Genomic DNA, 25,710 nt, shown 5'->3' on the forward strand with positions numbered 1-25,710 from the left:
TGTCCGGGGCCGTGGGCGCGTCGACCCGGTCGGTGGCGGCGCGCTGGGGGCCGCCGGCCCGGTGTGTCGGCCGCGCGGACATCCTCGCGTGTTTCGCGAGGCCCGTGCGGGCCGCCGCGCCGGGCCGCAGCCGTCGCCGGGCTCCGTGGGGGCGCCACAGGGGCGCTTCAGGGGCGCCCCTGGGCGTCGGCGAAGGCGGCCGGGACGGCCCGCGACCGGGCAGGGCCGTACGGGCGCACCCGGGTGTGTCGACCGGCGCGGTGGCCCGGCCCCGGCGGGCCGGTCCCCTAGCCTGACCAGGCGCGCCGTCCGGCGGCCGCAGGGGATCCGGAGCCGTCCGCGCCCGGCCGAGTCGTGGACAGGGGTGCACGTGGTTTCGTCGGGGTCGGCCGAAGCGGGGGCGGGGCAGGACTCCCGGCGCGGGCGGTTCCGGGCCTGGATGCTGGAGGGCCTGGCCGAAAAGGCCAAGCAGCACCCCGGCCCGCACGCCGAGGTTCCGCACGAGGAGGGCCGGCGCTGGTGGCGGGTCATGTGCCTGACCGGCCTGGACTACTTCTCCACGCTCGGCTACCAGCCCGGCATCGCCGCGCTCGCGGCCGGGCTGGTCTCGCCGCTGGCGACCATCGTGCTGGTGGCCGTCACCCTGCTGGGCGCGCTGCCGGTCTACCGGAGGGTGGCCCAGGAGAGCCCGCACGGCCAGGGTTCGATCGCGATGCTGGAACGGCTGCTGTCCTTCTGGCAGGGCAAGCTCTTCGTGCTCACCCTGCTGGGTTTCGCGGCCACCGACTTCATGATCACCATCACCCTGTCCGCCGCCGACGCCAGCGCGCACCTGGTGGAGAACCCGCACCTGCACGACGCGCTGACCGGCAAGCAGATCATGCTGACCATGATCATGATCGCGCTGCTCGGCGCGGTCTTCCTCAAGGGCTTCAGTGAGGCGATCGGCCTGGCCGTGGTGCTGGTCGCGGTGTACCTCTCGCTCAACGTCGTGGTGGTGGCCAACGGACTGTGGCACGTGTTCAGCGAGCCGCAGCTGTTCACCGAGTGGACGGACGCGCTGACCGTGGAGCACGGCAACGCGATCGCGATGATCGGCGTCGCGCTGATCGTCTTCCCGAAGCTGGCGCTCGGCCTGTCCGGCTTCGAGACCGGCGTCGCCGTGATGCCGCACATCGAGGGCGACCCGGACGACACCGAGGAGAAGCCCACCGGCCGGATCCGCGGCGCCCGCAAGCTGCTGACCACCGCCGCCGCGATCATGAGCGTCTTCCTGATCACCACCAGCTTCATCACCACGCTGCTCATCCCGCCGGACCAGTTCGAGCCCGGCGGCCAGGCCAACGGGCGGGCGCTCGCCTTCCTCGCCCACGAGTACCTGGGCAGCACCTTCGGCAGCGTCTACGACCTCTCCACGATCGCCATCCTCTGGTTCGCCGGGGCCTCCGCGATGGCCGGGCTGCTCAACCTGATGCCGCGCTACCTGCCCCGCTACGGCATGGCCCCGCACTGGGCCCGCGCGGTGCGGCCGACCGTCGTCGTGCTCACCCTGATCGCCTTCCTGGTGACCTGGATCTTCGACGCCAACGTGGACGCCCAGGGCGGCGCCTACGCGACCGGCGTCCTGGTGCTGATCAGCTCCGCCGCCATCGCCGTCACCATCGCCGCCCACAAGGCCGGGCAGCGCCGCTGGCGGGCCGGCTTCGCGGTGATCGCCGCGGTGTTCCTCTACACCACGGCGGTGAACATCGCCGAGCGGCCGGACGGGGTCAAGATCGGCGCCTGCTTCATCGCGGGCATCATGCTGGTCTCGTTCCTCTCCCGGCTCAAGCGCGCCTTCGAACTGCGCGTCACCGACGTGCTGCTGGACGACGTCGCGGAGCGGTTCGTCCGGGACTACACCCATCGCCCGCTGCGGCTGATCGCCAACGAACCGAACAGCCGCGACCTCGCCGAGTACCGTGACAAGATCCACCAGATCCGGCGGGACAACGACATCCCGGCCGAGGACGACCTGGTCTTCGTCGAGGTCACCGTGCTCGACCCGTCCGACTTCGAGGCCGAACTGACCGTGCGCGGCGAGGTGCTGCACGACCGCTACCGGGTGCTCACCCTGGAGAGCTCCAGCGTGCCCAACGCCCTGGCGGCCCTGCTGCTCCGGGTGCGCGACCTCACCGGGCAACAGCCGCACATCTACTTCGAGTGGACCGAGGGCAACCCGTTCGCCCAGTTCCTGCGGTTCTTCCTGTTTGGACAGGGCGAGATCGCCCCGGTCACCCGCGAGGTGCTGCGCGAGGCCGAGCCGGACCGCTCACGCCGGCCGGCCGTCCACGTGGGCTGAGCGAACCCGGCCGACGGCGGCCCGCACGGCGCGTCGGCCGGTCAGCGGTTCTGGTGGGATCTGCTCCACGCGGGGGCGACGAAGGCCACCAGGGCGACGGCGAAGACGATCTGCAGGATGTGGCGGATCCAGTCGATCCCCGAGGTGTGGCGGACACCGATCCAGCCGGAGACGGCGTTGCCGAGCCAGGCCCCGGCGGCGCCGAGCAGCATGGTCAGCCACCAGGGGATCGACTGCGGTCCGCGCAGGATGAGTTTGGCGATCACGCCCAGCACGAAGCCGATGAGCAGAATCCACAGGAGCTGGAACATCGCAGTCCACCTTCCGGGCGCACCCGGGCCGAAGGCCCGGTGCGCCGAATCGCCGATGACGCGGTTCGTCCCATGATCACCCGGATCGGGCGAACGGGCACGTCGACCGGAGACCGCGCAGGTCGGCGGCGTGCCACCGGGCCGCTCCCGGCCGGGATGGGCGAGAACCCGCCGCAGGTCGGGCCGGAAATCCGCTGTCCGCCGTCGCGGCCGCACGGATAGGAATGGGCGGGACGCGGACGTGCCGCGTCGCCGAGAGGAGCCGACCCCCCGTGATTCGACTTCGTTCCGCCGCGCTGACCCTGGGCTGTGCCGCCGCCGCGCTCACCCTCACCATGGGGACGGCCCAGGCCGCGCCCGGCGACACCAGCACCAGCTGCTCCTCCTCGCTGACGCCGACCGGCTTCGTGGACGTCCAGTGGTGGAACAGCGCCGGCTGCGGCTCCGGGTTCACCCCGAACACCAAGAAGATCATGCAGCTCACCGGCTACCCGGTCGGCACCGTCGTCAACGCCTGCGCCTCGACCTGGCCGCCGGCCGGCTGGACGATCGTGAGCACCTTCTACAGCTCCGGCTGTCAGTACTCCGCGGTGCCGAGCCTGGAGAAGAACTCCTGGCAGCTCAAGCGCGTCTCCTGACGCCGACGCACGATCCGGCGCCGGGGCCCGAACCGGCGGCAGGGCGCCGGCACCGGCGAACGGTCCGGTACCCGTGAACGACCCGGCGCCGGCGTACGGCCCGACCGCGGGCCGGGACCTCAGAGGTCCCGGACCGCCGTGACGGCCTCGCGGACCCGCGGGTGCGGATCCTCCGCCAGGCCGTCCAGCAGTTCGGCGACGCCCGGGGTGGACCAGCGGCCGACGGCCCGAACCAGGTCCTCGCGCACCTCCGGGGCCGGGTGGGAGGCCAGCCGGGCGAGCCGGTCCACCGGGCCGCGCCGGCGCCGTCCGAACCAGTGCAGCGCGGAGCGCAGTTCGGCCGGGTCGCCCGGTTCGCCGGCCGCCGCGATCCGCGCGAGCAGCACGGGCACGGGCGGCGGCGGGCCGTCCAGCGGGTGCGGGTGGCGCTCGCGCAGCCGGCGGCCGCCGTACTCGCCGTAGATCCGGCAGCCCTGACAGGTGCAGGGCCGGGTGCCGTGGGCGCCCGGCACGTAGCGCCAGCCGGTGACCTGCGGCACGGCGCGGACCCGGTGCACCTCGCGGGCGCCCACCGCGCGCGGCAGGAACACCTCCCAGCCGCGCGGGTCGGCCAGTGCGCCGATCCGCCGGACCGCCTCGGCCGCGCGCAACGGCTGCTGGACGCCCCGGGCCCGGTCGCGGTAGTGGCCGGCCAGGACCTCCTGCTCGTCGTCCAGCCGGAGGTGCACCGCGACCAGTGCGCCCTTGGGGCCGAACCGGGCCAGCTCGCGCAGCCACTGGTGGGTCAGTGTGTACGGGGGCAGCACGGGGAAGCAGTACACCCCGCGCGCGCCGCCCTGGCCCCGGCTGTCGGCGCGGATCCCGGCGCGGCGGATGCGCGGCGCGTTCGCCGCGGCGGTCAGGTGCACGAACATCGCCATGGGGCGCGATCCCAGCGAGCGACCGTCGGCGCTCCGAGCGATTTTCCGGGTGCCACCGCCGGGCGGGGAGGCGGCCCGGCGGTCCGGGGAGGCCCCGCGGGTCAGGCGGTGTCCGCGCGGCGCTCGATCAGGGCGGCCAGTCCGTCCAGGATGCGCTCCAGGCCGAACTCCAGCGCCTGGTCGCGGCCGCCCGGGTCGGCCATGGCGGCGGCGACCGCGGGGAAGCGGTCGGCGTGCTCCTGGACCACGGTGCCGAGGGCGGCGAGGAGTTCGGCCTCGGGGGTGGCGGCCGGCCCGGCGGCGCGGGCCTGCGCGGCGATCCCGCGCACGTGCCCGGTGAGCAGGACGGCGGCGTCCATCCGTTCGGGGCCGGTCAGCCCGTGGCCGTCGAGTGCCGTCACCACCCTTTCCAGCCAGGCGAGTTCCTTCGGGCCGATGACCCGCGCGCCGACGGTGGCGTCCAGCAGCCACGGGTGGCGGGCGAAGGACTCGGCCAAGTGATGTGCCCAGGCGGTGAGTTGATCCCGCCAGTCGGCACCCTCCGAGGCGTGCGGGGGCGCTTCGACGGCCGACTCGACCATCAGGGCGATCAGTTCGGCCTTGCCGGGGACGTAGCGGTAGAGCGACATCTTGGTGAAGTCGAGCAGTCCGGCCACCTTCTGCATGGAGACCGCGGCGAGCCCCTCCGCGTCGGCGACCTCGACCCCGGCCGCGGCGATCCGCTCCAGGCTCAGGGCCGGCTTCGGCCCCCGGGTGGGTCTGGCCGGCGGCCCCCAGAGCAGTCGCACCGTGTCGTTCGCCGCCTCGGCCATCATCCGCTCCGTCCTGGGCCGCGGCCTGGGGGGTTGTCCTTCCAGGCCAACTGTGTCTACCGTACACAGCAACAAACAGTGTCCGCTAGACACAGTTTTCTGATTCCCGGACGGAGTGGTTTCCATGAGCACCAAGGTCCTGATCTCGGGCGCGAGCATCGCCGGCCCCGCGCTGGCCCACTGGCTGGGCCGGTACGGCTTCGAGGTGACCGTCGTCGAGCTGGCCCCCGCACTGCGCGACGGCGGCCAGGACGTCGACTTCCGCGGCCGCACCCACCTGACCGTGCTGGAGCGGATGGGAGTCCTGGAGGAACTGCGCACGCTCGGCACCGGCGGCAGCCCGATGACCTTCGTGGGCCCCGACGGGCGCCGGCTGCTGCACCTGCCCGCCGAATTCGCCGGCGGCGACCTGGAGGTCCCGCGCGGGGAACTCGCCCAACTGCTCCACCGGCACAGCAGCGCCCGGGCCGAGTACGTCTTCGGCGACTCGGTCACCGCACTGGAGGAGAGCCCGAGCGGAGTCCGGGTCACCTTCCGGCACGCGGCGCCACGCGAGTTCGACCTGGTGATCGGCGCCGACGGGCTGCACTCCACCGTCCGCCGGCTCGCCTTCGGCCCCGAGCGTCGCTACGTCCGCCACCTCGGCTACTACGCGGCCACCTGGCAGCTGCCCAACGACCTCGGGCTGCCGACGGGCGCGGTCGGCCTCAACGTCCCCGGCCGGCTGATGTCCGTCGGTGCCGCCCACCGCGACCCGGGCCGGGCCGGCGCGTTCTGCCTCTTCGCCTCGCCCGAGCTGCGCCACGACCGCCACGACCCGGCGCGGCAGAAGGCGCTGGTCCGGGCCGCCTTCACGGGCCTCGGCTGGCGGGTGCCGCAGCTGCTGGAGAGCCTGGACGCCGCCCCCGAGCTGTACTTCGACTCGATCAGCCGCGCCGACGTGCCCGCCTGGTCGACCGGCCGGATCGCCCTGATCGGCGACGCCGCCTGCGGGGCGACCATCGGCGGCATGGGCACCGGCACGGCGGTGGTGGCCGCGTACGTCCTGGCGGGCGAGCTGGCCCGGGCGCGCGGCGACCACCGGGCCGCCTTCGGGCGGTACGAGCAGCTGCTGCGCGGCTACGCGCAGGGCTGCCAGAAGGGCGGGGACCGGACCGGGCCGTTCCTCGCCCCGCGCACGGCCGCGGGCCTGCGGTTCCGCAACGCGCTGCTCAACCGGCGCTGGGCGCTGGAGCGGATGCTGGAGCTGGGAAAGCGGGTCAGCAGCGTGGAACTGCCGGACTACGAGCGCGACTCGCGCCGTCCGAGGGAACTCGCCGGCTGACCGGGGACACCCGGTGCGGCACCAGGAGCCTCCACCCGGACGGTCCCGCGAGTCGATCGTGCGACGGCCGCGCCCTCCCGGGTGGCCGGCGGACGTAGGACGGACATGCGGCGGGCCACCGCTGGAAGAACGTTCTACGAGCGGCGGCCGCCCCCGCCCCCGCCGACCCTCCGACGAGATGACCGCCTTCGCGTCCGGCGCTGTGAACGGCGGCGATCCGGGTGCCTTCTACGCGGGCCCGTGCGTGACCTCCGGTGTCGCGGACGACCAGGGCGAGGACGCGGTCCTGCACGATCCGAACGCGATCGTCCCGCGGAACGTGTTCGGCCAGGAGGGCTGGTTCTGCACCTCCCCGGTCGCCGAGGCGGACGTCCGGAGCCACGGCTTCCTGCCGATGGTCTCCTTCGCCTGCGGGACGACCGTGCACGCGTGATCCCGTCGGGGGCGTGGTGCCGGGGGATGCGCGGCCGGGGTGCGGTCCGGCGGACCCGGTGTCGGGAACGTGTTCGCGGGCCGGGGCCCAAGGTCCCACCCGTTCGGCCCCTTGGCCCCTGGCGATCGGGGCCGCCGCGAGCGATGCTGCCGGTACCGGCCGGGACGATCCGCGTCCGGTCGGAGCAGGATCGTTGGACGAGGTGAACCGGCGTGCGGCATGCCACCGTCGAATCCGTGATGACCAGCCCCGTCGTCCTGGTCTCCCCCGAGACCGGATTCCGGGAGATCGTGACGCTGCTGAGCGAGTACGACATCACCGGCGTGCCGGTGGTGGACCCGGAGGCGCGCCCGCTCGGCGTGGTCTCGGAGGCCGACCTGCTGCGGACCCTGGCCGCGCAGGAGGACCCGGCCAGCCTGCTGCCCGCGCCCGAGTCGGCGCAGGCCGGCCCGAACGGCGAGGTGACCGCGGCCGATCTGATGACGGCGCAACCGGTCTGCACCACACCGGACACCAGCATCGTCGCGGCGGCGCGGCTGATGAGCCGGCACGGCCTGAAGCGGCTGCCGGTGCTGGACGAGGAGGGGCGGGTCATCGGCATGGTCAGCCGCGGCGACCTGCTGCGGGTGTTCCTGCGCGAGGACGTGGTGATCCGGCGCGAGATCGTCGAGGAGGTGCTCGGCCGGATCGACGGGGTCAGCCCGGCGCAGGTCGGGGTGGAGGTCAACCAGGGGCGGGTGGTGCTCAGCGGCACCGTGCCCGAGCAGCACCTGGTGTCGATCGTGCTCAACCTGTGCCGCTCGGTGGACGGGGTGGTCTCGGTGACCGACCGGCTCGGGGCCGAAGGGGCGGCGCCGGTCGGCTGACCGGCCGCGCCGTCCCCGATTCGCACGTTCGTCCCGGACCCGAACGATCCGCTTCGCATACTGCGGAGGGTATCGGGTAACTCACCCTGTGTGCCCGTCAGTGCGGACTGCCGGGACGGCGGAGTTTCGGGGAGGCGGCCGTGGCAGTCGTGTTCGACGCGGACTTCACTTCGACCAGTCAGTGGATCGCCGGGCGCAGCAGCGCCTATCCCCGGATGGGGCCGACCAACCGGAGCGACCACAAACTCGACTACCTCAACCGCGACTACTGCCCCGACGGCGTGTTCGCGGCGGTCCGGCGGCACAGCGGCGGGCTGTGGAGCTGCAACCTGCTGACCACCGAGGGCAGTCCGGACGGCTTCCAGCTCCGTGTCGGGGACGTGCTGTCGGCGAGCGTGACACTGCCCGTCGAACTGGGTGCCTGGCCGGCGATCTGGACCTGGCGGGACGGCGGCAACGAGGTGGACGTCTTCGAGTACCACCCGGACAACCCCGACCTGCTGGAGATCTCCAATCACGTTCGGGGCGGCTACCGGTACTGGCACGGCGCGGGCTCCGGGATCGGGCCGGGGGCGACCTTCGATCTGCGGGTGGTGCTCGGCGCGAACTCGGTGGACTGGTACGTGGAGGACGAGCTGGTCTACGCGGACCTGCACGGCGTCGGGTCCGGGTGGCACGCGTACCTGATCGTCAACATGTCGGTGGCGGACGGGACGTACCACGACCGGCCGCCCTACGGCGGGCCGGACCGGCTCAGCTGGGTCTGCCGCGGCCTCCGGGTCGAGCGCTGAGCGGTCGAGCGCTGAGCGGGCGGGCGCTGAGCGGGCGGGCGGGCTCACGGGTGCCCGAGGTGACGGCGCTCCGTGGGGCTCCTACGGCTCGTGGGGTGCCTACGGTTCGCGGGGTGCGAAGGCGGCGGTGATCGGGCCGCGCGGGGCGTACCCGCCGCGCGGGTCGAGCGGGGTGAGCAGGGTGTGCGGATCGCGTGGGCCGTACAGGCCCTGCGGACCGTTGTGGCCGTTGTGGCCGTACAGGCCGTTCGCGCCCGGTGGGCCGGGCCGGCCGGAACGCTGGAACCAGACCGCCCGGCGGTGCGGGCCGATGTGGGCGGGGTCGGTCACGTACAGGTCGTCGCGCGGGGCTCGCTCGTTGCCCGGGGCGAGCGCCGCGTCCACGGCGCGGTCGGCGATCGCGCGCAGCAGCGCGGCGGCGGTGGTCTCGGCGGCGGCCGGCGCGATGGCGAGGGCGGTGAGCTCGACCCAGAGCGCGGTGGTGACGTAGCCGATCGGGGAGTGGCCGAGCGCCGGGACGGGGCGCGGGTCCGGGTGGCGCCGCAGCACCCCGGCGGCGACGAGCTGCTCGGGGGAGCGGTCGTCGTCCGGCGGTCGGAAGGCCGTGGGTGGCTGGTGAGCCGTGGGCCACTGGGGGTGGGACACGGGCGGCGGATGGTGGGTCACGAGCGGCACGCTACCCCGGTGGGCGCCGCGCCGGGCGCCGGACCGTTTTCTCAGGCTTCCCTCATGCCGCTTTCACCGGTGGCGGGCGCACGATGGTGGTAGGCGCTGCTCACCTCGGCGGGCCCCGACGGGGCCGGAGGAGGAGGTCCTGATGAGGTACTGGCACGGACACGGCCACGTCGTGGGTGGCTGGGGCATGGGGCTGATGGCGTTCGGGACGCTGCTGCTCCTGGTGATCGTCGTGCTCCTGGCCGTGGCCCTGTTCCGCTACTTCTCGCGCTCGCGGCAGCCGATCCCACCCGGTCGGGCGGCTCCGGGCACGGGCGGATCCGGGGCGGGAGGCCCGCAGGGCTGGGGCCAGGCGGGGCGGGGGAGCCAAGGGGGCTGGGGGACGCCACCGGAGCAGGTGCTCGCGGAGCGGTTCGCGCGGGGTGAGATCGACGCGGAGGAGTACCGGCACCGACTGGAGACGCTGCGTTCGGCGAACGGGCCGGGCGGCGATTGACCCCGGTGCCGATCGGTCCGGCGGCGATCGCCCCCGGGACGACACGGAGCGGGCCTGCCGCACTGCGGGTGCGGCGGGCCCGCTCCGTCGCCGGGGGGCGGGGCCGTGGTCGGCCGGTCGGGGGGTCTCGGTGACCGGCCGACGGCCGGGTGCCTACTCGACGACCAGCTCGACCGGGATGTTGCCCCGGGTGGCGCGGGAGTACGGGCAGACCTCGTGCGCCTGCTTGACCAGCAGCTCGCCGGTCTCGCCCGCGAGGGACTCGGGCAGCTCGACGCGCAGCACCACGGAGAGGCCGAAGCCGGCCCCGTCCTTGCCGATGGACACCTCGGCGGTCACCGAGACCTCGCTGGTGTCCACCCGGGCCTGCCGGCCGACCAGGCCGAGGGCGCTGGCGAAGCAGGCGGCGTAGCCGGCGGCGAAGAGCTGCTCGGGGTTGGTGCCCTGGCCGCTGCCGCCGAGCGCGGGCGGCATGGCGAGGGCGAGGTCCAGCTGTCCGTCGGAGCTGACGGCACGGCCCTCCCGGCCGTTGGCGGTGGCGGCTGCGGTGTAGAGCGCGTCCATGGTGGCGTCCCTTCAGGTCCTGGGTGTTCCTGCGGCCGGTGGTCCGGGCGGTTGCCGGTCCGGCGTGCTTCGCGGCGGCCGCTGGGTCGGCGCTGCGTCACGACCAGTAGAGCACGCAATTCAATTGCGCACAACTCAATGGCGTGATGGTGATCGGTACCATGGGTCCATGACCACCCATTCCGGCATGGCCGACGAGGAGCTGCTCCGCCTCGACCGGCAGATCTGCTTCTCGCTCAACGCGGCCTCCCGCGCCTTCGGAGGCGTGTACCGGGTGCTGCTGCGGGACCTCGGGCTGACCTACCCGCAGTACCTGGTGATGCTGGTGCTGTGGGAGGAGGGCGAGCTGCCCGTCAAGCGGATCGGCGAGCGGCTGCGACTGGACTCCGGGACGCTCTCCCCGCTGCTCAAGCGACTGGAGGCGGCCGGACTGGTGTGCCGCGAGCGGAGTGCGGAGGACGAGCGGTCGGTCACCGTCCGGCCGACCCCCGAGGGGTCGGCGCTGCGTGAGCGGGCCGGGCAGGTCCCGCGCCGGCTGCTCGCGGCGACCGGGCTGCCGGTCGAGGACCTGGCCGCGCTGCGCGGACTGCTGGACCGGGTCACCGCCGCGCTGGACGCGGCGGAGGTGGAGCCGGCTCCGTAGGGGGTGAAGTGGCCGGTGTCCGTGCGCGGCGGCGGTGCGGCGGCTCGCCGGGTGGGCCGGTGGATCGGTGGGCCAGTGGGGTGGGCCGGTGGGCCGGGCTGGTGGGCCGGGCCGGTGGGGCGTGGGAGTCGGGGGTGCGGTCGTGGGGCTTGTCAAGCCACCCTCCCACGCCCTGTGATCTGGGTCACATTGTTGCCCCTCGGGCCGGGCTCGTGAGGGCGAAGCGGCAGGTCAGCCACGCTGTTCGGAAGTGAACGGAAACGTTCGGCAATTGTCCGCCCGATCCGGTCAACAACCCGGAGCTCCCGGACGGTTACACCACGAGCCCCCAAGGGGCCGTCGGCGTGCCACCCGGTGGGCCGGCCAGCCGACCGATGAAAGGGGGGCCGCGTGAGCACTCCCGGGCCGGGCGAGGAGCGGGGCCTGCGAGCCGACCCGCTCGGCGACCTGCCGAACGACTTCGAGGCCTTCTTCACTCGCGAGAACTCCGGGTACCTCCGTTACGCCCAGCAGCGCCTGCGGCACCGTGAGGACGCCCAGGACGCCGTCCAGAACGCGGGCGCCACGCTCTACAAGAACTGGCGCCGGGCCCTGGCCAGCCCCGATCCGAAGGCCTTCGCCTTCAAGATCGTCAAGGACGCGGTCGTGGACGTGCTGCGCGAGCGCCGCCGCACCGAACGCAAGCGACTGCGGGTGATCGCCCAGCGCCGTCCCGACACCAGCCAGGACGAGCTGAACGAGCTCGCCGAACTGGACGCCCTGGACTGGGCGATGGAGGAGCTCGCGCGGGCCGCCCCGGTCCAGGCCGATGTGGTCCGGCTGCGCCAGGCGGGACTGTCCTACCACGACATCGGACGGTCCCTCGGCATCGCGCACACCACCGCCCGCACCTACTACAGCCTCGGACGGCGCCACCTGGAGTACCTGTTGGAGCACCCGGACGACGACGGGGCGCGGACATGAAGGTCGTGGACCTGCTGCGCGTGCACGCCGGTGAGCTGGCCCGGGAGTTCGACGACCACGATCCGGTGGACTTCACGCGCCGGCTGGCCGAGCGGCTCGCCGCCGTTCGACGGCCCGCCCCGGCCGCGCGCGAACGCCCCGCCAGGCCGCCCGCCGGTGCCCGGCCGCCGCACGCGCCGGCCTCGGGGCCGAGCCCGGGACCGGCGGCGGGGACGGGCGCCGGGCTGGGCACGGGCGCCGGGGCGGGCGCCGGCTCCGGTCCGGGGGCGGGACCCGGTCCCGGGGCGCTCCCCGGGCAGACCCGGTGGGCCGGAGGGCGGGCGGAGCTGCGGCGCGACCTGCGGCACCTGTGCGCGGGGGTGGCGGGCGCGGTGGAGCCGGGCGAGCTGGCCCTGGATCTCGAACTCGCCGAGAAGACCGCCTTCCGCACCCTGGGCTGCCTGCTGTACGGCATGGGCCGCACGGCGGACGGCGTCTTCTGGTGGCGGATAGCAGCCCAGTACGGGGACCAGCTGGCCGTGCACTGCCTGGCGGTGCACTACACGGCCGAGGGCGAGCGGTGCGACGCGGCCCACTGGGCGGCCCAGGCCCAGGACCTCAGCGCCCCGGGCCGGCTGCCGGAGCTGGCGCCGGACGTCCGGCCGGGCGGGGCGGCGGAGCTGGCGCGGGTGCTCGCGGAGCGCTACGACGGCGAGATCCTGCTGACGGTGCGGGAAGCGGTCACGGCGCGGCCGGGGGCCGACCCCGGGCGGCTGGCGGTCCGGGCGGTACGGGGGCGGGGAGTGGTGCGGATCCGGTGACCGGGTGCGGCTGCCGGAGCGGCCGGTGTGGGGGCGCGTGCCGGGCTGGGGCAGGGGAGCACGCGTGCCGAGGGGCGGGGCCGGAGGCTGGGGGCGGGCCGGGGGCCGGGGGCCGGGGGAGGGCAGGGGGTCAGGTGAGCCCGGAAACGGCGGCGCCCAGGTACTCCGCGCCGAGCAGCAGCGGGACGACGACCATGATCGCCGCGTTGTGGGTGGCCGTCCAGGCCCGCAACTCGCCGAGGGAGCGCCGCGCGCGGCCGTCGGCCCGCAGGTGGACCGCGAAGGGCACCAGGGTGCCCAGCGAACCGAGCAGCACCAGCACGGCGGCCGCCATCGCCGCTTCCCAGCCACCGGTCGGGGCGGCGGCGATGGAGGCGGCCCCGCCGACGGCCGGGACGAGGGTGTTCGGACGGGTCACGACCAGGACCACGGCGAGACCGGCGGACCGGGCGGCGGACAGCCGGTCGATCGAGAGCAGCCAGACCGGCGGCGCGGTGACCCGGCCGGGGCGCGGCCGCTCGCGCCACTGCCGGGCGGCCAGCAGGAGGAGCACGACACCGAGGGCGAGCTTCAGCCAGGACGGCCAGGTCGGCGCGGTGCGGGTGGGGTTCCACGCGGTTCCCGCCGCCACGACGGCGGCCACCACCGCGGTCAGGCCGAGCAGCCAGCCGGCCGTGAAGGCGACCCCGTTGGCCCGGCCGCGCGGTGAGGCGAGGATCAGGAGCAGGGCGATCAGCGGCAGCGGGGAGAGCGCGACCGCCACCGCGGAGGCCAGCATCGGGCCGATCGCCTCGCCCATCCCCGCACCTGCCCTTCCCGCCGCCGGGCGCCGTCCGCCATTCAGCTACCGACGGGCGGGCGGCGCACGGCCGGTGCCGCCGTTCGGGTGAGGGTGGAGCGGAGCGCGGGTTCGAGCGGGTGCGGGGATGGGCACCGAAGGGTGCCGACGGGCGGGTGCGGGCGGAGCGTGAGGCGGAGAGCGACGGAGGGCCGCCGCACCACCGGGGTGCGACGGCCCTCCGCGGGCACGGGCTGCGTCAGTCGGTGCCGGACTCGATCGCCGCGTGGTCGAGCGCGGTGGGGTCCTTCTCGTCACCGGTGCCGGCGGCGATGGGAGCCGCGCCGCCCGGGGCGAGCTCGCCGATCAGGCCGCTCCACGGCGCCAGCTGGCCGTGCACCGCGTACTGCTCCAGCTTGCTGCGCGAGTCGGCGATGTCGAGGTTGCGCATGGTCAGCTGGCCGATGCGGTCGTCCGGGACGAACGCGGCGTCGACGCTGCGCTCCATCGACAGCTTCTCCGGGTGGTAGCTGAAGTGGGGGCCCTGGGTGTCGAGGACCGAGTAGTCCTGGCCGCGCCGCAGCCGCAGGGTGACGCTGCCGGTGACCGGGTGGCCGATCCAGCGCTGGATGCTGTCCCGGAGCATCAGCGACTGCGGGTCGAACCAGCGGCCCTCGTACAGCAGCCGGCCGAGCCGCCGACCCTGGGTGTGGTACGTGGCGATGGTGTCCTCGTTGTGGATGGCGTTGAGCAGCCGCTCGTAGGCGATGTGCAGCAGCGCCATGCCGGGGGCCTCGTAGACGCCCCGGCTCTTGGCCTCGATGATGCGGTTCTCGATCTGGTCCGACATGCCCAGACCGTGCCGGCCGCCGATGGTGTTGGCCTCGTGGACCAGGTCGACGGCGCTGGCGAACTCCTGGCCGTTGATCCGGACCGGGCGGCCGAACTCGAACTCGACGGTGACGTCCTCGGTCAGGATCTCGACCTCGGGGTCCCAGAAGGCCACGCCCATGATCGGGCTGACGATCTCCAGGGAGGTGTCCAGGTACTCCAGCCGCTTGGCCTCGTGGGTGGCGCCCCAGATGTTGGCGTCGGTGGAGTAGGCCTTCGCGGCGGAGTCCCGGTAGGGCAGGTCGCGCTCGGCGAGCCACTCGGACATCTCCTTGCGGCCGCCGAGCTGGTCGACGAACGCCTGGTCCAGCCACGGCTTGTAGATCCGCAGGCTGGGGTTGGCCAGCAGGCCGTAGCGGTAGAACCGCTCGATGTCGTTGCCCTTGTAGGTGGAGCCGTCGCCCCAGATGGAGACGCCGTCCTCCTGCATGGCGCGCACCAGCAGGGTGCCGGTCACCGCGCGGCCGAGCGGGGTGGTGTTGAAGTACGTCTGCCCGGCGGAGCGGATGTGGAAGGCGCCGCAGGCGAGGGCGGCCAGGCCCTCCTCGACCAGCGCGGCTCGGCAGTCGACCAGCCGGGCCTGCTCAGCGCCGTACGCGCGGCCACGGGCCGGGACGTCGGCGAGGTTCGGCTCGTCGTACTGGCCGATGTCGGCCGTGTAGGCGTAGGGGAACGCACCGTGCTCGCGCATCCACGCGACGGCGACGGAGGTGTCCAACCCACCGGAGAATGCGATGCCGATCCGTTCACCGACCGGCAGCTTGCTCAAGACCTTCGACATGGATGCACCCTTGACCCGCATAGCAGGCCCCTGATCTAGCGATGTGTGACGGGATTCGGCGTAATCGATCCGATGCCCGAACTCTGGCATAGATTTGCAGAGTAATGCAAGAGCATACGAAAGCCTGGATGGCTGCAGGGGGCTGTTCGGCCGCCGCGCATCGGGCGGTGATCCGGCCGACTTGCTTGGCCGGACGGGTAGTTGGGGCCGATCAGGGGGTCGGGGCGGGTGCCCGGGTGCGCAGCCAGGCGGTACGGGAGGCGAGTGCGCCCAGCCCGAGGGCGACCAGGTGGCCGGCGTCGGCCAGCTGCTGATCCAGCGCCCAGGCGGCGGCCAGGGCCACGGCGAGCGCCGACAGTCCGAAGCGACGCAGCGGACGCGGGCCGAGCGCGAGGAGGCAGGCACCGGTGGCGACCAGGCCGTAACTGATGCCCACGTCCCGGGCGCGGGAGAGCGCGCCCGGGATGCGGGCCGTCACCATCACCCACATGGCGCCCTCGGTGATCAGGGTGGCGCCCAGGTGCCCGAAGACGAAGACCGCACCGGCCCGGGCCGGGCCCCAGCGCCACTCGGCCAGGCCCAGGACGACGGCGACCGCCGCGATCCCCGCCCAGGACGGAACCCCGTCGACCACGAGGCCACTGGTGAACAGGGTCCACCACTTGCCCACTTCCATGTGATGGACGTTGCTGCTGTTGTGCCGCACGAACCGGGCCCGCTCGGCATGGCCCTGGCTCGCCAGCCAGGAGGCCGTCACGGTCAGCAGCAGGACGTACGCCGTGGTGAGGCGCAGCCGGACGGCGGCTCTCAGCGCCGGGTGCCGGGAAGCCGCGGGGCCGGTCGGTGTCCTCGTGGCGAGGCGATCGCTCATCGTGCCTGGTGCCCTTGTTCGGCGGTTCCCGGAACCGGCTCGCCCGGTGCGCGGCGGGGAAGGCGGCGGCCGGGACGGTCCGAGCGTCAGCGTACGCGAACGGCCGGAAGGCGCCGGGGCCGGAGGCGGGGTGCCGGGAGGTGCGGTTCTCTCGTGCGGCCACGCCGTGGTGGCAGGTCGTTGCGGGTGGCGGGCGACCCGGCGACCCGGCGACCGGTGGTGGGTGGCGGCGGGGCCGGGCGGGGGCGAGGGTGAGGGGGATGGTGAGGAGTGTCGCGAGGAGGCGTCGATGGCCGGCAGCACCGCCAAGGGCCCCGAGGCACACCGGCGGCCCCGGTGGGCGCGTGCCGCCCACGCGGTGTGGGCCTACGTCCGGCGCGCGCCGGGGACCTACATCTGGCTCGCGATCCTGCTCGTCACCACGCAGGTGATCCGGCACGTCGATCCGGCGACCGCCGACCGCATCCTGGAGCGGCGTTCGACCAACCTCCACCACCTCCAGGTCTCGCCGGTCCGTGTCCTGGTGACCAGTGCCCTGTGGATCGCGGGCGGCGGCTGGCTGTCCTACTTCCTGCTGTACAACCTCTTCCACGTGCCCGCCGAACGATGGCTCGGCACGCTGCGCTGGATCTCGGTGGCGGCGCTCGCGCACGTCGGCGCCACGTACCTCAGCGAGGGCGTGCTCGGCTGGGCGATCCACCACGGGCTGGCCTCGCCGAGCGCCGTCTACACCCTGGACTACGGCGTCAGCTATGCGCTGGCCGGAGTGGTCGCGGTACTCACCTATCTGATCGTCCGGCCCTGGCGGTACCTGTACGCGGCCGGGGTGTTGGTGGTCTACGGACTGGGCGTGCTGCAGAGCCGGGACTACACCAGCATCGGCCACTTCAGCGCGGCCCTGATCGGCTTCGCCTGCTACCCGCTGACCCGCGACCGCCCGGGTTCCTTCGACCCGGTCGCCTCGGCCCGCACGGTCTGGCGGCGGGCGCGCCGACGGTGACCGACGGCGGCCGATGGGACGGGTCGGCGGGCGGTTTTGCGGGGCCGCCCGCCGACCGGGCGGGTGGCGGGACGACTACCGGCCGAATCGCTGGGACACGCAGAGGATGTTGCCTTCGCTGTCCTTGAACCAGGCCGCGCGCATGCCCTCGCCCTCGGCGACGCCGTTGACGGTCTTCAGACCGGGGAAGTCGTACTCCTCGAAGGTGATGCCGCGGTCGCGGAGGCCGGCCATCTCGGTGTCGAGGTCGGCGACCTTGAAGCTGGCCAGGGTGTGGGCGGCCTGACCCCCGCTGGGGGTGTGGTAGACGGTGACCTGGGTGCCGCCGGTGTCGCAGACGAACTCCTCCTCACTCTCCTCGGCGAGCTTGAGACCGAGGGTGTCGGTGTAGAAGGCCTTGGCGCGGGCGAGATCGGCGGCGGGGATGACTGCTTGCAGCGGAGCGTCTCCAAGCATGATGTTTCGCCTCCTCCCTGTCACCAGGCTAGGGATGTGCGGGCGGTACCGCCCGGTGGGCGCGGAACGGCTTCGGACTGTGCGCGGGAGGTTGCCGGACGTCATGCGGGGCCGGCCTCCGGAGCGAGGTGACCTCGGCGGCGCGGGCGAAGTGAGGCCTTCACCCGGGGTGGCCGGCCGGCCGCGGAGGTGTCACCGGCCCCGTGGCCAGCCGTGCGGCACACGTTCCAGTACTCCCGCACCGAACAGCTCGTACAGCGGCAGGGCCTCCAGGTGGACGTAGCCGATGTGACAGTCGCAGACCGGCAACGGACAGGCCCGCGCCCGCAGTCGGGTGCGGTAGCTGCCGTCGTACAGGTTGCCGAGGACGTCCCGGACGAAGTGGCAGCGGCGCACCGTGCCGTCGCCGTCCACCGACAGCACGGACTCGCCGGTGCGGCACGGCAGCCCGGCGCTGGGATGGGCGTGCCGGCTGTAGCCGAAGTGCGGGTCGAGAGCGGCCCATCGGGCGGCCTCGGCGTCGGTGTAGTCGAGGCCCTCGGCGGCGTTGACCCACAGGTAGACGTCCTCGGAGAGCTCGGCGCGCAGCCGGCCGGCCTCGTCGAGGTGCTCGGGTTGGCCGACGACGCCGACGCTGTACCGCACACCGAGTGCGTCCAGCTCGCGGCACTTGGCGAGGAAGCGGTCACGGGTGACCTGGCCGGGATGGAAGGTGACCCAGAGGGCGAGGGCGTCGAGGTCGGCCTCGGCGAGCCAGCCCGTGCGACAGCTGAGGTTGGTCTGGATCGCGACGCGGCGGACGTGCGGCAGGCGGCTCAGCTCGACCAGCGCGCGGCGGTACCAGGACCGCACCAGCCCCTCGCCCCAGGGCGTGAACAGCAGCGACAGGGTGTCGCCGGTGCCCGCGCGCCCGGCGGCCCAGCCGGTGAAGCGCTCCAACGCGGCCCGGTCGGCCCGCAGTTGTCCGGGGCTGTCGCGCCGCTTGGCGAACGGACAGTACGGGCAGTCGTAGTCGCAGGAGGAGAGCGGACCGCGGTAGAGCAGGGTGAGGTCCCGCGCGCCGTCCTCCTCCGGCGGCGAGGCGGAGGGCATGCCGAGGAAGGTCATTTCGCCTCGTACGCCGCCATCAGGGCCCGGACCCCGGGCGAGAACAGCATCGGCCCGACGGCGTCCGAGTGCGCCAGGCCCTCCGGGCTGAGCCGCAGGAACGCCGGGTCGCCGGCGGCGAGCCAGCCACGCTGGGCGAACCGGGCCAGCTCCGCCGGGAAGTCCTCGGCCGGGGACCCGCCGAACCGGGCACGGTAGTCCGCCAGCGGCATGCCCTCGGCCTGGAGCAGGGACTGCACCAGGTGCCGTCGGCGTGGCTCCGCCCCGCCCATCCAGTGACCCACCTCGGCACGGTGGAAGTCCTCGGTGGCGACGTAGTCGTCGATGATGCCGCGCACCTCGGTGGCGTTCACCGCGTAGTCGAAGGAGTAGTGCAGCCGCGAGGTGTAGGAGCGGGCGCCGCAGCCCAGGCCGACCATGCCGTCGGTCTGGCAGGCGTACTCGCCCGCCCCGGCCTGCGGGGAGGCGGCCCGGCGGAACATCCGCATCGACACCTGCTGGTAGCCGTGGGCGAGCAGGTGGTCGCGGCCGGCCCGGTAGAGCGCGAGCCGCCGGGTGTCCCAGGCGGACCGGCTCTCCTGCTCCCCGCGCCGGGCCAGGCCGGTCAGCGGACGGACGTACAGCGGGTAGAGGTACAGCTCCTCGGGCCGCCAGGCGAGCGCGGTGTCCAGCGAGCGGAGCCAGCTCGCCTCGGTCTGGCCGTCGATGCCGTAGATGAGGTCGATGTTGAGCACCGGGAACCCGGCCGCACGGATCCGGCCGAGGGCGGCCTCCACCTCGGCCCGCTTCTGCGGGCGGACGGCGGAGCGCGCCTCGGCGTCGTCGAAGGACTGCACGCCCAGGCTCAGCCGGGTGGTGCCCCGGGCGGCCAGCACCTCCAGCCGGTCGGCGGTCGCGGTGGCGGGCGAGGCCTCCACCGAGAGCGGTACCGCCCGCAGGTCGGCGCCCATCCGCCGCTCCGTGATGTCGCACAGCCGTTCCAGCTCGCCGGCCGTCAGATAGGTGGGAGTGCCGCCGCCGAACGCGGCCAGCGCGAACCGGGCCCCGTCGTCCAGCGCGGCGCGCACCGCCGCGGCCTGGCGCTCCAGGGCGTCCAGGTAGGCCGTGGTCAGGCCCTCCGGGCTGCCGATCCGGGTGAACAGGTTGCAGAACCCGCAGCGGACCTCGCAGAACGGGATGTGCAGGTAGAGCGAGAGCGCGTGCTGCGGCTCGCCGGCCCACAGTTCGCGCAGCGGCGGACGTTCGGGCAACGGGCGGTAGGCCGTCTTGTGCGGGTACGCGTAGACGTACGACTGGTACGGCGAGTCCGGGCGCGGGGGCGCGGTGGTCATGCGGGCTCCTCGGAGGTCGCGGCGGCGCCCGCCGGTCGGGCGGGGAGGGTGAAGTGCGCGTACGGGACCGTCCAGACCACCTCGTGGCCGATCCGGTGCCCGGTGTAGCCGTCCTCGCCGTAGGCGGTGCCGTGGTCGGAGCAGACGATCGCGAAGCAGGGGCGGCGGGCGCTCATCGCGGCGAACAGCCGGCCGATGTGCGCGTCCACGTACTCCAGGGCGGCGGCGTGGCTGGCCCGCGAGTCCCCGTGCTCGCGGGTGGCGCCGGGCAGGTGGAACCAGTTCGGCTGGTGCAGCGCCGAGACGTTCAGGAAGAGGAACAGCGGCTGGTCGGCGGGCTGTTCGGCGGCGACCCGCTCGGCCCGGGCGACCTGCACCTCGAAGGACGTCGGCGAGGCCACGCCGGACTCGGGTGCCCAGTGGCTCTCCTGGAAGAGGCCGGGGAGCACCGACCCCAGGGCACCCTGCTTGTTGAAGAACCCCACGCCGCCGATGCACACCGTGCGGTACCCCGCCGCGGCCAGGGCCGTCGGCAGGTCGGGGGCGTCGAAGACCCAGGTGCGCGGGGCGGTGCTCTCGGATCCGGCGAAGCGGGCCGCGAACAGGCGCGGGTGCGGTCCGTCCGGGGAGGCCGGGGTCGGCAGGAAGCCGGCCAGGATCGCCTGGTGGGAGGCGTAGGTGAAGCTGCCGGGCGCGTGCCGGCGCTCCCAGCGGCCGCCGGGGAGGACGGCGGCGAGGTGCGGGATGCGGCCGGCGGCGGCCAGTTCCTCGGCGACGTCGAAGCGGAGCGTGTCGAGGGTGACGAGCAGCAGGTCGTGGCTGCCCACGACGGCGTTCATGTCGGGGGTGGGAGCGGGGGCCGGGGTGTGGTCCGGGGCCGGGGTGTGGGCCGGGGTTTGGGCCGGGGTCGGGGTGGTGGTCAGGTGGTTCATCGAGCGGGTTCCGTGATCTGGTGGTCCGTCGTCGCGGGCGACGACGGGGAGGGGGCGGTGAGGGCGGCCAGCTGGGCGCCGTAGGTGTCCAGGCCCTCGGCGGGGCCGCCGGGCAGGCCGGTGAGGCGGGGGAGTAGGTCGCCGAAGGCGTTCACCTCGCCGACCAGGGCGCGCCGCCAGCCGGCCGTGGGCAGCACGTCGACGCCGACCATCGGCGAGCCGGGGAAGCAGGCCGCCGCGCGCTCGGCCGTCTCCAGCAGGGCCGGCCAGGCAGGCCCCGCGGCCTCCCGGACCTGGTCGATGCTGCCCCGGGCGCCGCCGAGGTGCAGGTTGGTCATCGGCTGGGTGCTGGTGCGCACCACGGCGTGGGTGGCCCGGCCGGCGACCACCACGACCCGCAGGTCCGCCGAGCGCCCCGACTGCGAGGCCTTCGGGATCCACTGCTCGACGTGCAGGCCGTCCGGTGCCAGGCCGTCGACGATCGCGGCGACCTCCCGCTCGCCGCGGTAGCGGCGCACCCGCAGCGAGTTGTGCAGGCCGCCGTCGGTGAGCTCCACCGAGGTGGTGGCCTGCACTTGCCCGCGCGGCCCGAACTCCAGGGCCATCACCCCGGAGGCGGAGGAGCCGTGCGCCGGCTTGACGAAGACCCGGTGCAGGCCGGCCGCGGCGAGGCGCTCGCGCAGGTGCTCCCAGCCGGTGACCTCGCCGCCGAGCGCCCTGGGCACCGGCACCCCGGCCGCGGTGAGCAGCGCGTGTGCCCGGCGCTTGTCGAACATCACGGCGATCTCCTCCGGATCGCCGAGCAGCCGTACGCCGGGCCGGGCGGCCAGCCCGCGCAGCGCGGCGATGACGCCCGCGTACCAGACGGCCGTGCCCTCGACCCTGGTCGGCGCGTAGCCGGGGCTGAGCGCCGGGCCGCGCAGCAGCCGGTCGACCTCGGGCTCCTCGCCGGGCGACTCGATGCGCAGCAGGCCGTCCTCGGGCAGCCGGTACCGGCCGCGCAGCACGTCCAGCCAGGGCAGGACGGCGGGCTCGGGCAGTCCGGCGGCCCGGGCGGCGGCCGCGAACAGCGTCACCCGTCGGTGCCCCGGGTTGCCGAGGACGGTCAGTCGCACGGTCATCGCCTCCGTGTCCGGCTACTCGGAGACCGAGACGTAGCGGTCGTCCTCGTCGTCCATCTCGTCCGCCTCGGCGTCGCCGAGGTCGAGCTCGACCCCGGGCAGGGCCTCGTGCAGACGTTCCTGCATCGCGTCGCTCAGGTAGTGGTGGTGCAGGTCGAGGGAACGCAGGTGGGTGAGCGGCTGGCCCTCCAGCAGGGTGGTGGCGCCCTCGTCGGAGAGCACGCCCATGGAGATGTCGAGCGACTCCAGCCGGGCCACCACGGGGGCGTGGGCGAGGGCGGCGGCGATCTCGTCCTGGAGTTCGCTGTTGGCCAGCCCGAGGTGGCGCAGCTTCGGCAGCCGGGAACCGTCCAGGAACGGTGCCAGGTCGTCCATCGTCGCGTCACCGCCGTACTCGTCCACGCCGAGCCAGAGGGTCAGGCGCTCCAGCGCGGGCAGTTCGGAGCCGGCCACCGCGCGCACCACGGTGGCCGGAAGGCCGCCGGACTCGAAGCGCAGGCTGGTCAGCCGGTCGTGCCGCACCGGCTCCAGGGCGAGGTCCGTGCCGCCGCGCACGGCCAGCGACCGCAGCCCGGGGAAGGCGTTCAGCAAGGGGGTGACGTCGTCCATCTCCAGCCAGGAGATCTCGCACTCGTCGAAGGTCACCTCGCCGAGGAACAGCGCCTCCAGGGCGGGCAGGCGCCGCGCCTCGGCCGTGACGGCCTCGACGGCGGAGCGTACGGACGTGTAGCCGTCCTGCCACCAGGCGCCGATCACCACGGCGCGGACGCCCGCCGGGTCGACCTCCTCCAGGAAGGACTGCCAGAGCTGGACGAAGTCCTGCGTGGAGCCGTACTCGAGGGACAGCCGCCAGGCGACGGCGCCCGCGGCGGGCCGCGGCCGGGCGTCGTCGGGCGTGAACTCGTGGACCGGCAACTCGTGGAAGCGTTCGATGTGGCGGGAGACGGTCATGGAGGATCCTGGTGGGTCGAGTGGTCGAGTGGTCGAGTGGTCGAGTGGTCGAGTGGTCGAGTGGACGGACGGGCGGGTGCGTGCGGGAGGTGACGGTTACTCGGCCACGGCCACGTAGCGCCACCGGTCGTCGGGCTTGCCGGGCTCGGAGAGGTCGACCTCGACCCCGGTGAGGGCCTGGCGCAGGCGCTGCTGCATCTCCTCGGTCAGGTAGTGGTGGTGCAGGTCGAGGGAGCGCAGGTGGGTGAGGGGCTGGCCCTCCAGCAGGGCGGTGGCGCCCTGATCGGTCAGCACGCCCATGGAGAGGTTGAGCGACTCCAGCCCGGCGACGACGGGCGCGTGCGCCACGGCGGCCGCGATGTCGTCCTGGAACTCGCTGTTCTGGAGGCCGAGGTGGCGCAGCGAGGGGAAGCGGGTGCCGTCCAGGAACAGCGCGACGTCGGCCATCGTCGCGTCGCCGCCGTAGTTGTCCACGCCCAGCCAGAGCTCCAGCCGCTCCAGGGCCGGGAAGTCGCAGCCGGCCACCGAGCGCACGACCGAGCCCGGCAGGCCGCCGGCCTCGAAGCGCAGCGCCTTGAGCGCCTCGTGCCGCAGCGGCCGCAGGGCCAGACCGCCCTTGCCGTCCCAGTCCTGCGAGGCGCCGCGCACCACCAGCTCGGCCAGCCGCGGGAAGGCCGTCAGCAGCGGCGTGATGTCGCACTGCTGGATCCAGGAGATCTCGCACTCCTCGTAGGTGATGTCGCCGACGAACAGCGCGCGCAGGGCGGGCAGCCGGTCGGCGGCGGCGACGATCGCCTCCATCGGCTCCTGGAAGCCGTCCGGCTCGTCCGGGGCCCACTGGCCGATCACCAGGGCGGTGACCCGCTCGGTGTCGACGGCGCCGAGGAACTGCTCCCAGCGCTCGGCGAACGTCGCCTCGGACTCGTAGTCGAGCTTGACCCTCCAGGCGGCCGAGGCCGCGTCCGGCAGCTCGACGGCGCCGGATCCGCCCTTCTCCTCGGCCTCCTCCAAGGCCTCCACGAAGTCGAAGACGGGGAGACCGTGGAACCGCTCGATGTGGTCGTTGACAGTCATGCGCTGCTCCTCCGGGATCTGGGCCGAACAACTGTCTACCAGCCGGGACTGACAATCCGGCGGCCGGGTCGCCGCCCGGGCGCGTTGTCAGACCCTTGCTCTATGTTCGGTTCCTGGCTCCGGAGAGTGACCGCGGCAGACGCGGTGGAGCCGTGGGTTCCGGCGTCCGCCGGGGTCCGGCCGTACGGCGAGGGAGGACTGATGTACCGCCAGGGCGATGTGCTGATCGTGCCGGTCGAGGAGAGCGCGGTGCCGCCGCGGGTGGCGGGGCTGGCCGTGCAGCCCCGGGACGGGCGGGGCCGGATGGTGCTGGCGCTCGGCGAGGTCACCGGGCACGCCCACGCCGTGGTCGGCCCCGGCGAGCTGCGCCGCGAAACCGGGCCGTTCGGCGCGGGCTGGCTGCACCTGCCCGAGGGCGGCCGGGTGGTGCACGAGGAGCACGCGGCGATACCGCTGCCCAAGAGCTGGTACCGGGTGGTCCGCCAACGCGAGTACGCGCCCGGCGCGGTGCGGGTGGTCGCGGACTGACGACCGCTCCGCCCGCCGTACGGGGGCGGCACGAGGGCAGGGCACGAGGGCAGGGCGCGGCCGGGGCCGCGGCACGGGAACGGGAACGGACGGCCGGGCGGGGAGCCCGGCCGGGAACGGAGCAGGGATGGAAACGGTGATCCACGACGAGGCCCACGGCGACCGGGCGCAGGCGCGGGAGCTGCCCGGGCCGGCCGAGGCGACGGCCCGTTGGCGGGCGGCCGGGGCGGCCACCGGGCCGGGGGACAGGGCGGCGGCCGAGCGTGCCGTCCGGGCCGCCTACCGGGCGGCCGGACTGCCCGAGCCCGCGGCCGTCCGCTGGTTCGGCTCGCCGCTCGCCGCGACCGGGGCGGCCCTGGAGCTGCGGGCCGCCGGCGCGCAGAGCGTGCGTGAGGCCGTGCGCACCCGGCCCTGGGAGGAGGCCCGCCGACGGGCCGTCGAGCAGGTCGGCACCAGAGGGTGGGCGGGCCACTGGGCGCTCACCGGTGGCGAGCTCGGACCGGTCACCACCCCGCTCGCCGACCGACTGCGCAACGCCGTGCTCGACCGGCTCGCCCCCGAGGCCGACCGGGAGGCCGACGCCGCCGTGGCCGAGGAGGCACGGGACCGTCGCACCACCGTCCGGCTCGCCCTGCTGGACGCCGTGCGCGGTCAGCACGACGCGCCGTGGTTCGCCGCCTTCGAGGCCGCCGGGTCGAGCGCCGACGCCGTCGCACCGCTCGCCGAACTGGCCCGGGAGGCCGGCTGGTGGTGGCCGTACCGGGAGGTGGCCCTGCTCAGCGAGCGGCCGGCCGTCCTGCACCGCGACGAGGCCGGACGGCTCGACCGGGCGGACGGGCCCGCCCTGGAGTACGCCGACGGCTTCGCCCTGTACGCCTGGCGCGGCATGCCCGTCCCGCCGGAGTTCCTGGCAGGCCTGGCCGAGGTGACCGTCGAGCGGATCTGCGCCGAGGAGAACGCCGAGCTGCGCCGGGTCCTGCTGGAGCACTACGGCTACGAGCGCTACCTGGCCGACTCCGGCGCCGAGCCCGTCCACCGGGACGAGACCGGGGTGCTCTGGCGGATCGTCCTGCCCGACGACGAGCCGGTGGTGATGGTCGAGGTGGTCAACTCCACCCCCGAACCGGACGGCACCCACCGCACCTACTGGCTGCGCGTCCCCCCGAGCACCCGCACCGCGCGAGCCGGGGTCGCCTGGACCTTCGGCATACCCGAGAGGGCCTACCACCCGCAGCGCGAGACCTGATCCAGGCTGCCTCCAGCCATCCGGAGCGGGCCCCTGAGCTGCGCGTGTTGACCCTCACCCCACGTC

28 protein-coding genes are annotated in these 25,710 nt (G+C 74.2%); 13 read left to right on the forward strand and 15 right to left on the reverse strand.

Annotation, left to right across the window (positions count from 1 at the left end; genetic code table 11):
• The first annotated feature begins 439 nt into the window (after positions 1-439).
• A complete protein-coding gene (locus ACZ6EM_RS14080) occupies positions 440-2,341 on the forward strand; it encodes an APC family permease (RefSeq protein WP_452180638.1) in 1,902 nt (633 codons plus the stop codon).
• Positions 2,342-2,382: 41 nt separating this feature from the next.
• On the opposite strand, the gene ACZ6EM_RS14085 is transcribed toward ACZ6EM_RS14080, so the two are convergent.
• Complete coding sequence (locus ACZ6EM_RS14085; protein WP_359903939.1) at positions 2,383-2,652, reverse strand: GlsB/YeaQ/YmgE family stress response membrane protein; 270 nt, start codon at positions 2,650-2,652, stop codon at positions 2,383-2,385.
• 272 nt (positions 2,653-2,924) lie between these two features.
• On the opposite strand from ACZ6EM_RS14085, the gene ACZ6EM_RS14090 reads away from it, so the two are divergent.
• Entirely contained in the window at positions 2,925-3,290 is a 366-nt protein-coding gene (locus tag ACZ6EM_RS14090; RefSeq protein WP_359903942.1) for a hypothetical protein, read from the forward strand.
• A gap of 119 nt (positions 3,291-3,409) precedes the next feature.
• On the opposite strand, the gene ACZ6EM_RS14095 is transcribed toward ACZ6EM_RS14090, so the two are convergent.
• Both ACZ6EM_RS14095 and ACZ6EM_RS14100 read right to left on the reverse strand, forming a co-directional pair.
• A complete protein-coding gene (locus tag ACZ6EM_RS14095; RefSeq protein WP_465772454.1) occupies positions 3,410-4,210 on the reverse strand; it encodes a HEAT repeat domain-containing protein in 801 nt (266 codons plus the stop codon).
• Between the two features lie 101 nt (positions 4,211-4,311).
• Positions 4,312-5,025: a TetR/AcrR family transcriptional regulator gene (locus tag ACZ6EM_RS14100; RefSeq protein WP_401050852.1), complete on the reverse strand. Its 714-nt coding sequence runs from the start codon at positions 5,023-5,025 to the stop codon at positions 4,312-4,314.
• Between the two features lie 121 nt (positions 5,026-5,146).
• On the opposite strand from ACZ6EM_RS14100, the gene ACZ6EM_RS14105 reads away from it, so the two are divergent.
• From ACZ6EM_RS14105 to ACZ6EM_RS14120, 4 genes are all read left to right on the forward strand, one after another.
• Positions 5,147-6,346, forward strand: a complete 1,200-nt coding sequence (locus tag ACZ6EM_RS14105; protein WP_465772455.1) for an FAD-dependent monooxygenase — start codon at positions 5,147-5,149, stop codon at positions 6,344-6,346.
• Positions 6,347-6,524: 178 nt separating this feature from the next.
• Positions 6,525-6,779, forward strand: coding sequence for a hypothetical protein (locus tag ACZ6EM_RS14110; RefSeq protein ID WP_401050857.1), 255 nt, complete (start codon positions 6,525-6,527; stop codon positions 6,777-6,779).
• Positions 6,780-7,018: 239 nt separating this feature from the next.
• Complete coding sequence (locus tag ACZ6EM_RS14115) at positions 7,019-7,645, forward strand: CBS domain-containing protein (RefSeq protein WP_465772494.1); 627 nt, start codon at positions 7,019-7,021, stop codon at positions 7,643-7,645.
• Between the two features lie 140 nt (positions 7,646-7,785).
• Positions 7,786-8,436, forward strand: coding sequence for a LamG domain-containing protein (locus tag ACZ6EM_RS14120; RefSeq protein ID WP_465772456.1), 651 nt, complete (start codon positions 7,786-7,788; stop codon positions 8,434-8,436).
• Between the two features lie 99 nt (positions 8,437-8,535).
• On the opposite strand, the gene ACZ6EM_RS14125 is transcribed toward ACZ6EM_RS14120, so the two are convergent.
• Positions 8,536-9,081 (reverse strand): hypothetical protein, encoded by a 546-nt coding sequence (locus tag ACZ6EM_RS14125; RefSeq protein WP_465772457.1) that lies wholly within the window; start codon positions 9,079-9,081, stop codon positions 8,536-8,538.
• Between the two features lie 172 nt (positions 9,082-9,253).
• On the opposite strand from ACZ6EM_RS14125, the gene ACZ6EM_RS14130 reads away from it, so the two are divergent.
• A complete protein-coding gene (locus ACZ6EM_RS14130; RefSeq protein ID WP_465772458.1) occupies positions 9,254-9,607 on the forward strand; it encodes an SHOCT domain-containing protein in 354 nt (117 codons plus the stop codon).
• A 153-nt stretch (positions 9,608-9,760) separates the two neighbouring features.
• Here the strand turns inward: ACZ6EM_RS14130 and ACZ6EM_RS14135 are convergent, their stop codons facing one another.
• On the reverse strand, positions 9,761-10,171 hold the full coding sequence (locus ACZ6EM_RS14135; protein WP_380544811.1) for an organic hydroperoxide resistance protein: 411 nt from the start codon (positions 10,169-10,171) through the stop codon (positions 9,761-9,763).
• 169 nt (positions 10,172-10,340) lie between these two features.
• Here ACZ6EM_RS14135 and ACZ6EM_RS14140 point away from each other — a divergent pair, with 169 nt between their 5' ends.
• From ACZ6EM_RS14140 to ACZ6EM_RS14150, 3 genes are all read left to right on the forward strand, one after another.
• Complete coding sequence (locus ACZ6EM_RS14140) at positions 10,341-10,814, forward strand: MarR family winged helix-turn-helix transcriptional regulator (protein WP_380630784.1); 474 nt, start codon at positions 10,341-10,343, stop codon at positions 10,812-10,814.
• A gap of 390 nt (positions 10,815-11,204) precedes the next feature.
• Positions 11,205-11,777, forward strand: a complete 573-nt coding sequence (locus tag ACZ6EM_RS14145; protein WP_465772459.1) for an RNA polymerase sigma factor — start codon at positions 11,205-11,207, stop codon at positions 11,775-11,777.
• Positions 11,774-12,577 (forward strand): hypothetical protein, encoded by an 804-nt coding sequence (locus ACZ6EM_RS14150; protein ID WP_465772460.1) that lies wholly within the window; start codon positions 11,774-11,776, stop codon positions 12,575-12,577. Before ACZ6EM_RS14145 ends, ACZ6EM_RS14150 begins: the two co-directional genes overlap by 4 nt.
• Positions 12,578-12,707: 130 nt before the next feature.
• Here the strand turns inward: ACZ6EM_RS14150 and ACZ6EM_RS14155 are convergent, their stop codons facing one another.
• The 3 genes from ACZ6EM_RS14155 to ACZ6EM_RS14165 form a co-directional block, all read right to left on the reverse strand.
• Entirely contained in the window at positions 12,708-13,376 is a 669-nt protein-coding gene (locus ACZ6EM_RS14155) for a GAP family protein (protein WP_401054474.1), read from the reverse strand.
• A 238-nt stretch (positions 13,377-13,614) separates the two neighbouring features.
• On the reverse strand, positions 13,615-15,027 hold the full coding sequence (gene argG / locus ACZ6EM_RS14160) for an argininosuccinate synthase (RefSeq protein WP_401054475.1): 1,413 nt from the start codon (positions 15,025-15,027) through the stop codon (positions 13,615-13,617).
• A gap of 211 nt (positions 15,028-15,238) precedes the next feature.
• The gene (locus ACZ6EM_RS14165; RefSeq protein WP_465772461.1) at positions 15,239-15,898 is read right to left on the reverse strand and encodes a rhomboid-like protein; all 660 of its coding nucleotides are present in this window, start codon (positions 15,896-15,898) and stop codon (positions 15,239-15,241) included.
• Between the two features lie 289 nt (positions 15,899-16,187).
• Between ACZ6EM_RS14165 and ACZ6EM_RS14170 the strand changes: the two genes are divergently transcribed.
• The gene (locus tag ACZ6EM_RS14170) at positions 16,188-16,898 is read left to right on the forward strand and encodes a rhomboid-like protein (RefSeq protein WP_465772462.1); all 711 of its coding nucleotides are present in this window, start codon (positions 16,188-16,190) and stop codon (positions 16,896-16,898) included.
• 75 nt (positions 16,899-16,973) lie between these two features.
• On the opposite strand, the gene ACZ6EM_RS14175 is transcribed toward ACZ6EM_RS14170, so the two are convergent.
• From ACZ6EM_RS14175 to ACZ6EM_RS14205, 7 genes are all read right to left on the reverse strand, one after another.
• On the reverse strand, positions 16,974-17,354 hold the full coding sequence (locus tag ACZ6EM_RS14175) for a VOC family protein (protein WP_401053424.1): 381 nt from the start codon (positions 17,352-17,354) through the stop codon (positions 16,974-16,976).
• A 192-nt stretch (positions 17,355-17,546) separates the two neighbouring features.
• Positions 17,547-18,461: an STM4011 family radical SAM protein gene (locus tag ACZ6EM_RS14180; RefSeq protein ID WP_380544834.1), complete on the reverse strand. Its 915-nt coding sequence runs from the start codon at positions 18,459-18,461 to the stop codon at positions 17,547-17,549.
• Positions 18,458-19,792 carry an STM4012 family radical SAM protein gene (locus ACZ6EM_RS14185; RefSeq protein ID WP_465772463.1) on the reverse strand — a complete coding sequence of 445 codons (1,335 nt, stop codon included), beginning with the start codon at positions 19,790-19,792 and terminating at the stop codon, positions 18,458-18,460. The genes ACZ6EM_RS14180 and ACZ6EM_RS14185 overlap by 4 nt, the downstream gene beginning before the upstream one ends.
• Complete coding sequence (locus ACZ6EM_RS14190; protein WP_465772495.1) at positions 19,789-20,631, reverse strand: STM4013/SEN3800 family hydrolase; 843 nt, start codon at positions 20,629-20,631, stop codon at positions 19,789-19,791. The genes ACZ6EM_RS14185 and ACZ6EM_RS14190 overlap by 4 nt, the downstream gene beginning before the upstream one ends.
• An 89-nt stretch (positions 20,632-20,720) precedes the next feature.
• Positions 20,721-21,845: an STM4014 family protein gene (locus ACZ6EM_RS14195; RefSeq protein WP_465772464.1), complete on the reverse strand. Its 1,125-nt coding sequence runs from the start codon at positions 21,843-21,845 to the stop codon at positions 20,721-20,723.
• Between the two features lie 15 nt (positions 21,846-21,860).
• Entirely contained in the window at positions 21,861-22,796 is a 936-nt protein-coding gene (locus ACZ6EM_RS14200) for an STM4015 family protein (protein WP_452180566.1), read from the reverse strand.
• A 96-nt stretch (positions 22,797-22,892) separates the two neighbouring features.
• On the reverse strand, positions 22,893-23,870 hold the full coding sequence (locus ACZ6EM_RS14205; RefSeq protein ID WP_401050436.1) for an STM4015 family protein: 978 nt from the start codon (positions 23,868-23,870) through the stop codon (positions 22,893-22,895).
• Positions 23,871-24,071: 201 nt separating this feature from the next.
• Between ACZ6EM_RS14205 and ACZ6EM_RS14210 the strand changes: the two genes are divergently transcribed.
• Both ACZ6EM_RS14210 and ACZ6EM_RS14215 read left to right on the forward strand, forming a co-directional pair.
• On the forward strand, positions 24,072-24,398 hold the full coding sequence (locus ACZ6EM_RS14210) for a hypothetical protein (RefSeq protein WP_401050442.1): 327 nt from the start codon (positions 24,072-24,074) through the stop codon (positions 24,396-24,398).
• A gap of 127 nt (positions 24,399-24,525) precedes the next feature.
• Complete coding sequence (locus ACZ6EM_RS14215) at positions 24,526-25,644, forward strand: DUF6745 domain-containing protein (RefSeq protein ID WP_452180567.1); 1,119 nt, start codon at positions 24,526-24,528, stop codon at positions 25,642-25,644.
• Positions 25,645-25,710 lie beyond the last annotated feature (66 nt).

The sequence above is a fragment of the Kitasatospora sp. NPDC041917 genome (assembly GCF_055589745.1).

Excerpts from the sequence above, each read along its gene's own strand:
- ACZ6EM_RS14135 (WP_380544811.1), bottom strand. The coding sequence starts at position 10,171 with ATGGACGCGCTCTACACCGCAGCCGCCACCGCCAACGGCCGGGAGGGC.
- ACZ6EM_RS14105 (WP_465772455.1), top strand. The coding sequence starts at position 5,147 with ATGAGCACCAAGGTCCTGATCTCGGGCGCGAGCATCGCCGGCCCCGCG.
- ACZ6EM_RS14150 (WP_465772460.1), top strand. The coding sequence starts at position 11,774 with ATGAAGGTCGTGGACCTGCTGCGCGTGCACGCCGGTGAGCTGGCCCGG.
- ACZ6EM_RS14095 (WP_465772454.1), bottom strand. The coding sequence starts at position 4,210 with ATGGCGATGTTCGTGCACCTGACCGCCGCGGCGAACGCGCCGCGCATC.
- ACZ6EM_RS14130 (WP_465772458.1), top strand. The coding sequence starts at position 9,254 with ATGAGGTACTGGCACGGACACGGCCACGTCGTGGGTGGCTGGGGCATG.
- ACZ6EM_RS14200 (WP_452180566.1), bottom strand. The coding sequence starts at position 22,796 with ATGACCGTCTCCCGCCACATCGAACGCTTCCACGAGTTGCCGGTCCAC.
- argG (WP_401054475.1), bottom strand. The coding sequence starts at position 15,027 with ATGTCGAAGGTCTTGAGCAAGCTGCCGGTCGGTGAACGGATCGGCATC.
- ACZ6EM_RS14175 (WP_401053424.1), bottom strand. The coding sequence starts at position 17,354 with ATGCTTGGAGACGCTCCGCTGCAAGCAGTCATCCCCGCCGCCGATCTC.
- ACZ6EM_RS14080 (WP_452180638.1), top strand. The coding sequence starts at position 440 with ATGCTGGAGGGCCTGGCCGAAAAGGCCAAGCAGCACCCCGGCCCGCAC.
- ACZ6EM_RS14180 (WP_380544834.1), bottom strand. The coding sequence starts at position 18,461 with ATGACCTTCCTCGGCATGCCCTCCGCCTCGCCGCCGGAGGAGGACGGC.
- ACZ6EM_RS14210 (WP_401050442.1), top strand. The coding sequence starts at position 24,072 with ATGTACCGCCAGGGCGATGTGCTGATCGTGCCGGTCGAGGAGAGCGCG.
- ACZ6EM_RS14085 (WP_359903939.1), bottom strand. The coding sequence starts at position 2,652 with ATGTTCCAGCTCCTGTGGATTCTGCTCATCGGCTTCGTGCTGGGCGTG.
- ACZ6EM_RS14100 (WP_401050852.1), bottom strand. The coding sequence starts at position 5,025 with ATGATGGCCGAGGCGGCGAACGACACGGTGCGACTGCTCTGGGGGCCG.
- ACZ6EM_RS14110 (WP_401050857.1), top strand. The coding sequence starts at position 6,525 with ATGACCGCCTTCGCGTCCGGCGCTGTGAACGGCGGCGATCCGGGTGCC.
- ACZ6EM_RS14165 (WP_465772461.1), bottom strand. The coding sequence starts at position 15,898 with ATGAGCGATCGCCTCGCCACGAGGACACCGACCGGCCCCGCGGCTTCC.
- ACZ6EM_RS14215 (WP_452180567.1), top strand. The coding sequence starts at position 24,526 with ATGGAAACGGTGATCCACGACGAGGCCCACGGCGACCGGGCGCAGGCG.
- ACZ6EM_RS14155 (WP_401054474.1), bottom strand. The coding sequence starts at position 13,376 with ATGGGCGAGGCGATCGGCCCGATGCTGGCCTCCGCGGTGGCGGTCGCG.
- ACZ6EM_RS14195 (WP_465772464.1), bottom strand. The coding sequence starts at position 21,845 with ATGACCGTGCGACTGACCGTCCTCGGCAACCCGGGGCACCGACGGGTG.
- ACZ6EM_RS14115 (WP_465772494.1), top strand. The coding sequence starts at position 7,019 with ATGACCAGCCCCGTCGTCCTGGTCTCCCCCGAGACCGGATTCCGGGAG.
- ACZ6EM_RS14190 (WP_465772495.1), bottom strand. The coding sequence starts at position 20,631 with ATGAACGCCGTCGTGGGCAGCCACGACCTGCTGCTCGTCACCCTCGAC.
- ACZ6EM_RS14140 (WP_380630784.1), top strand. The coding sequence starts at position 10,341 with ATGACCACCCATTCCGGCATGGCCGACGAGGAGCTGCTCCGCCTCGAC.
- ACZ6EM_RS14205 (WP_401050436.1), bottom strand. The coding sequence starts at position 23,870 with ATGACTGTCAACGACCACATCGAGCGGTTCCACGGTCTCCCCGTCTTC.
- ACZ6EM_RS14170 (WP_465772462.1), top strand. The coding sequence starts at position 16,188 with ATGGCCGGCAGCACCGCCAAGGGCCCCGAGGCACACCGGCGGCCCCGG.
- ACZ6EM_RS14185 (WP_465772463.1), bottom strand. The coding sequence starts at position 19,792 with ATGACCACCGCGCCCCCGCGCCCGGACTCGCCGTACCAGTCGTACGTC.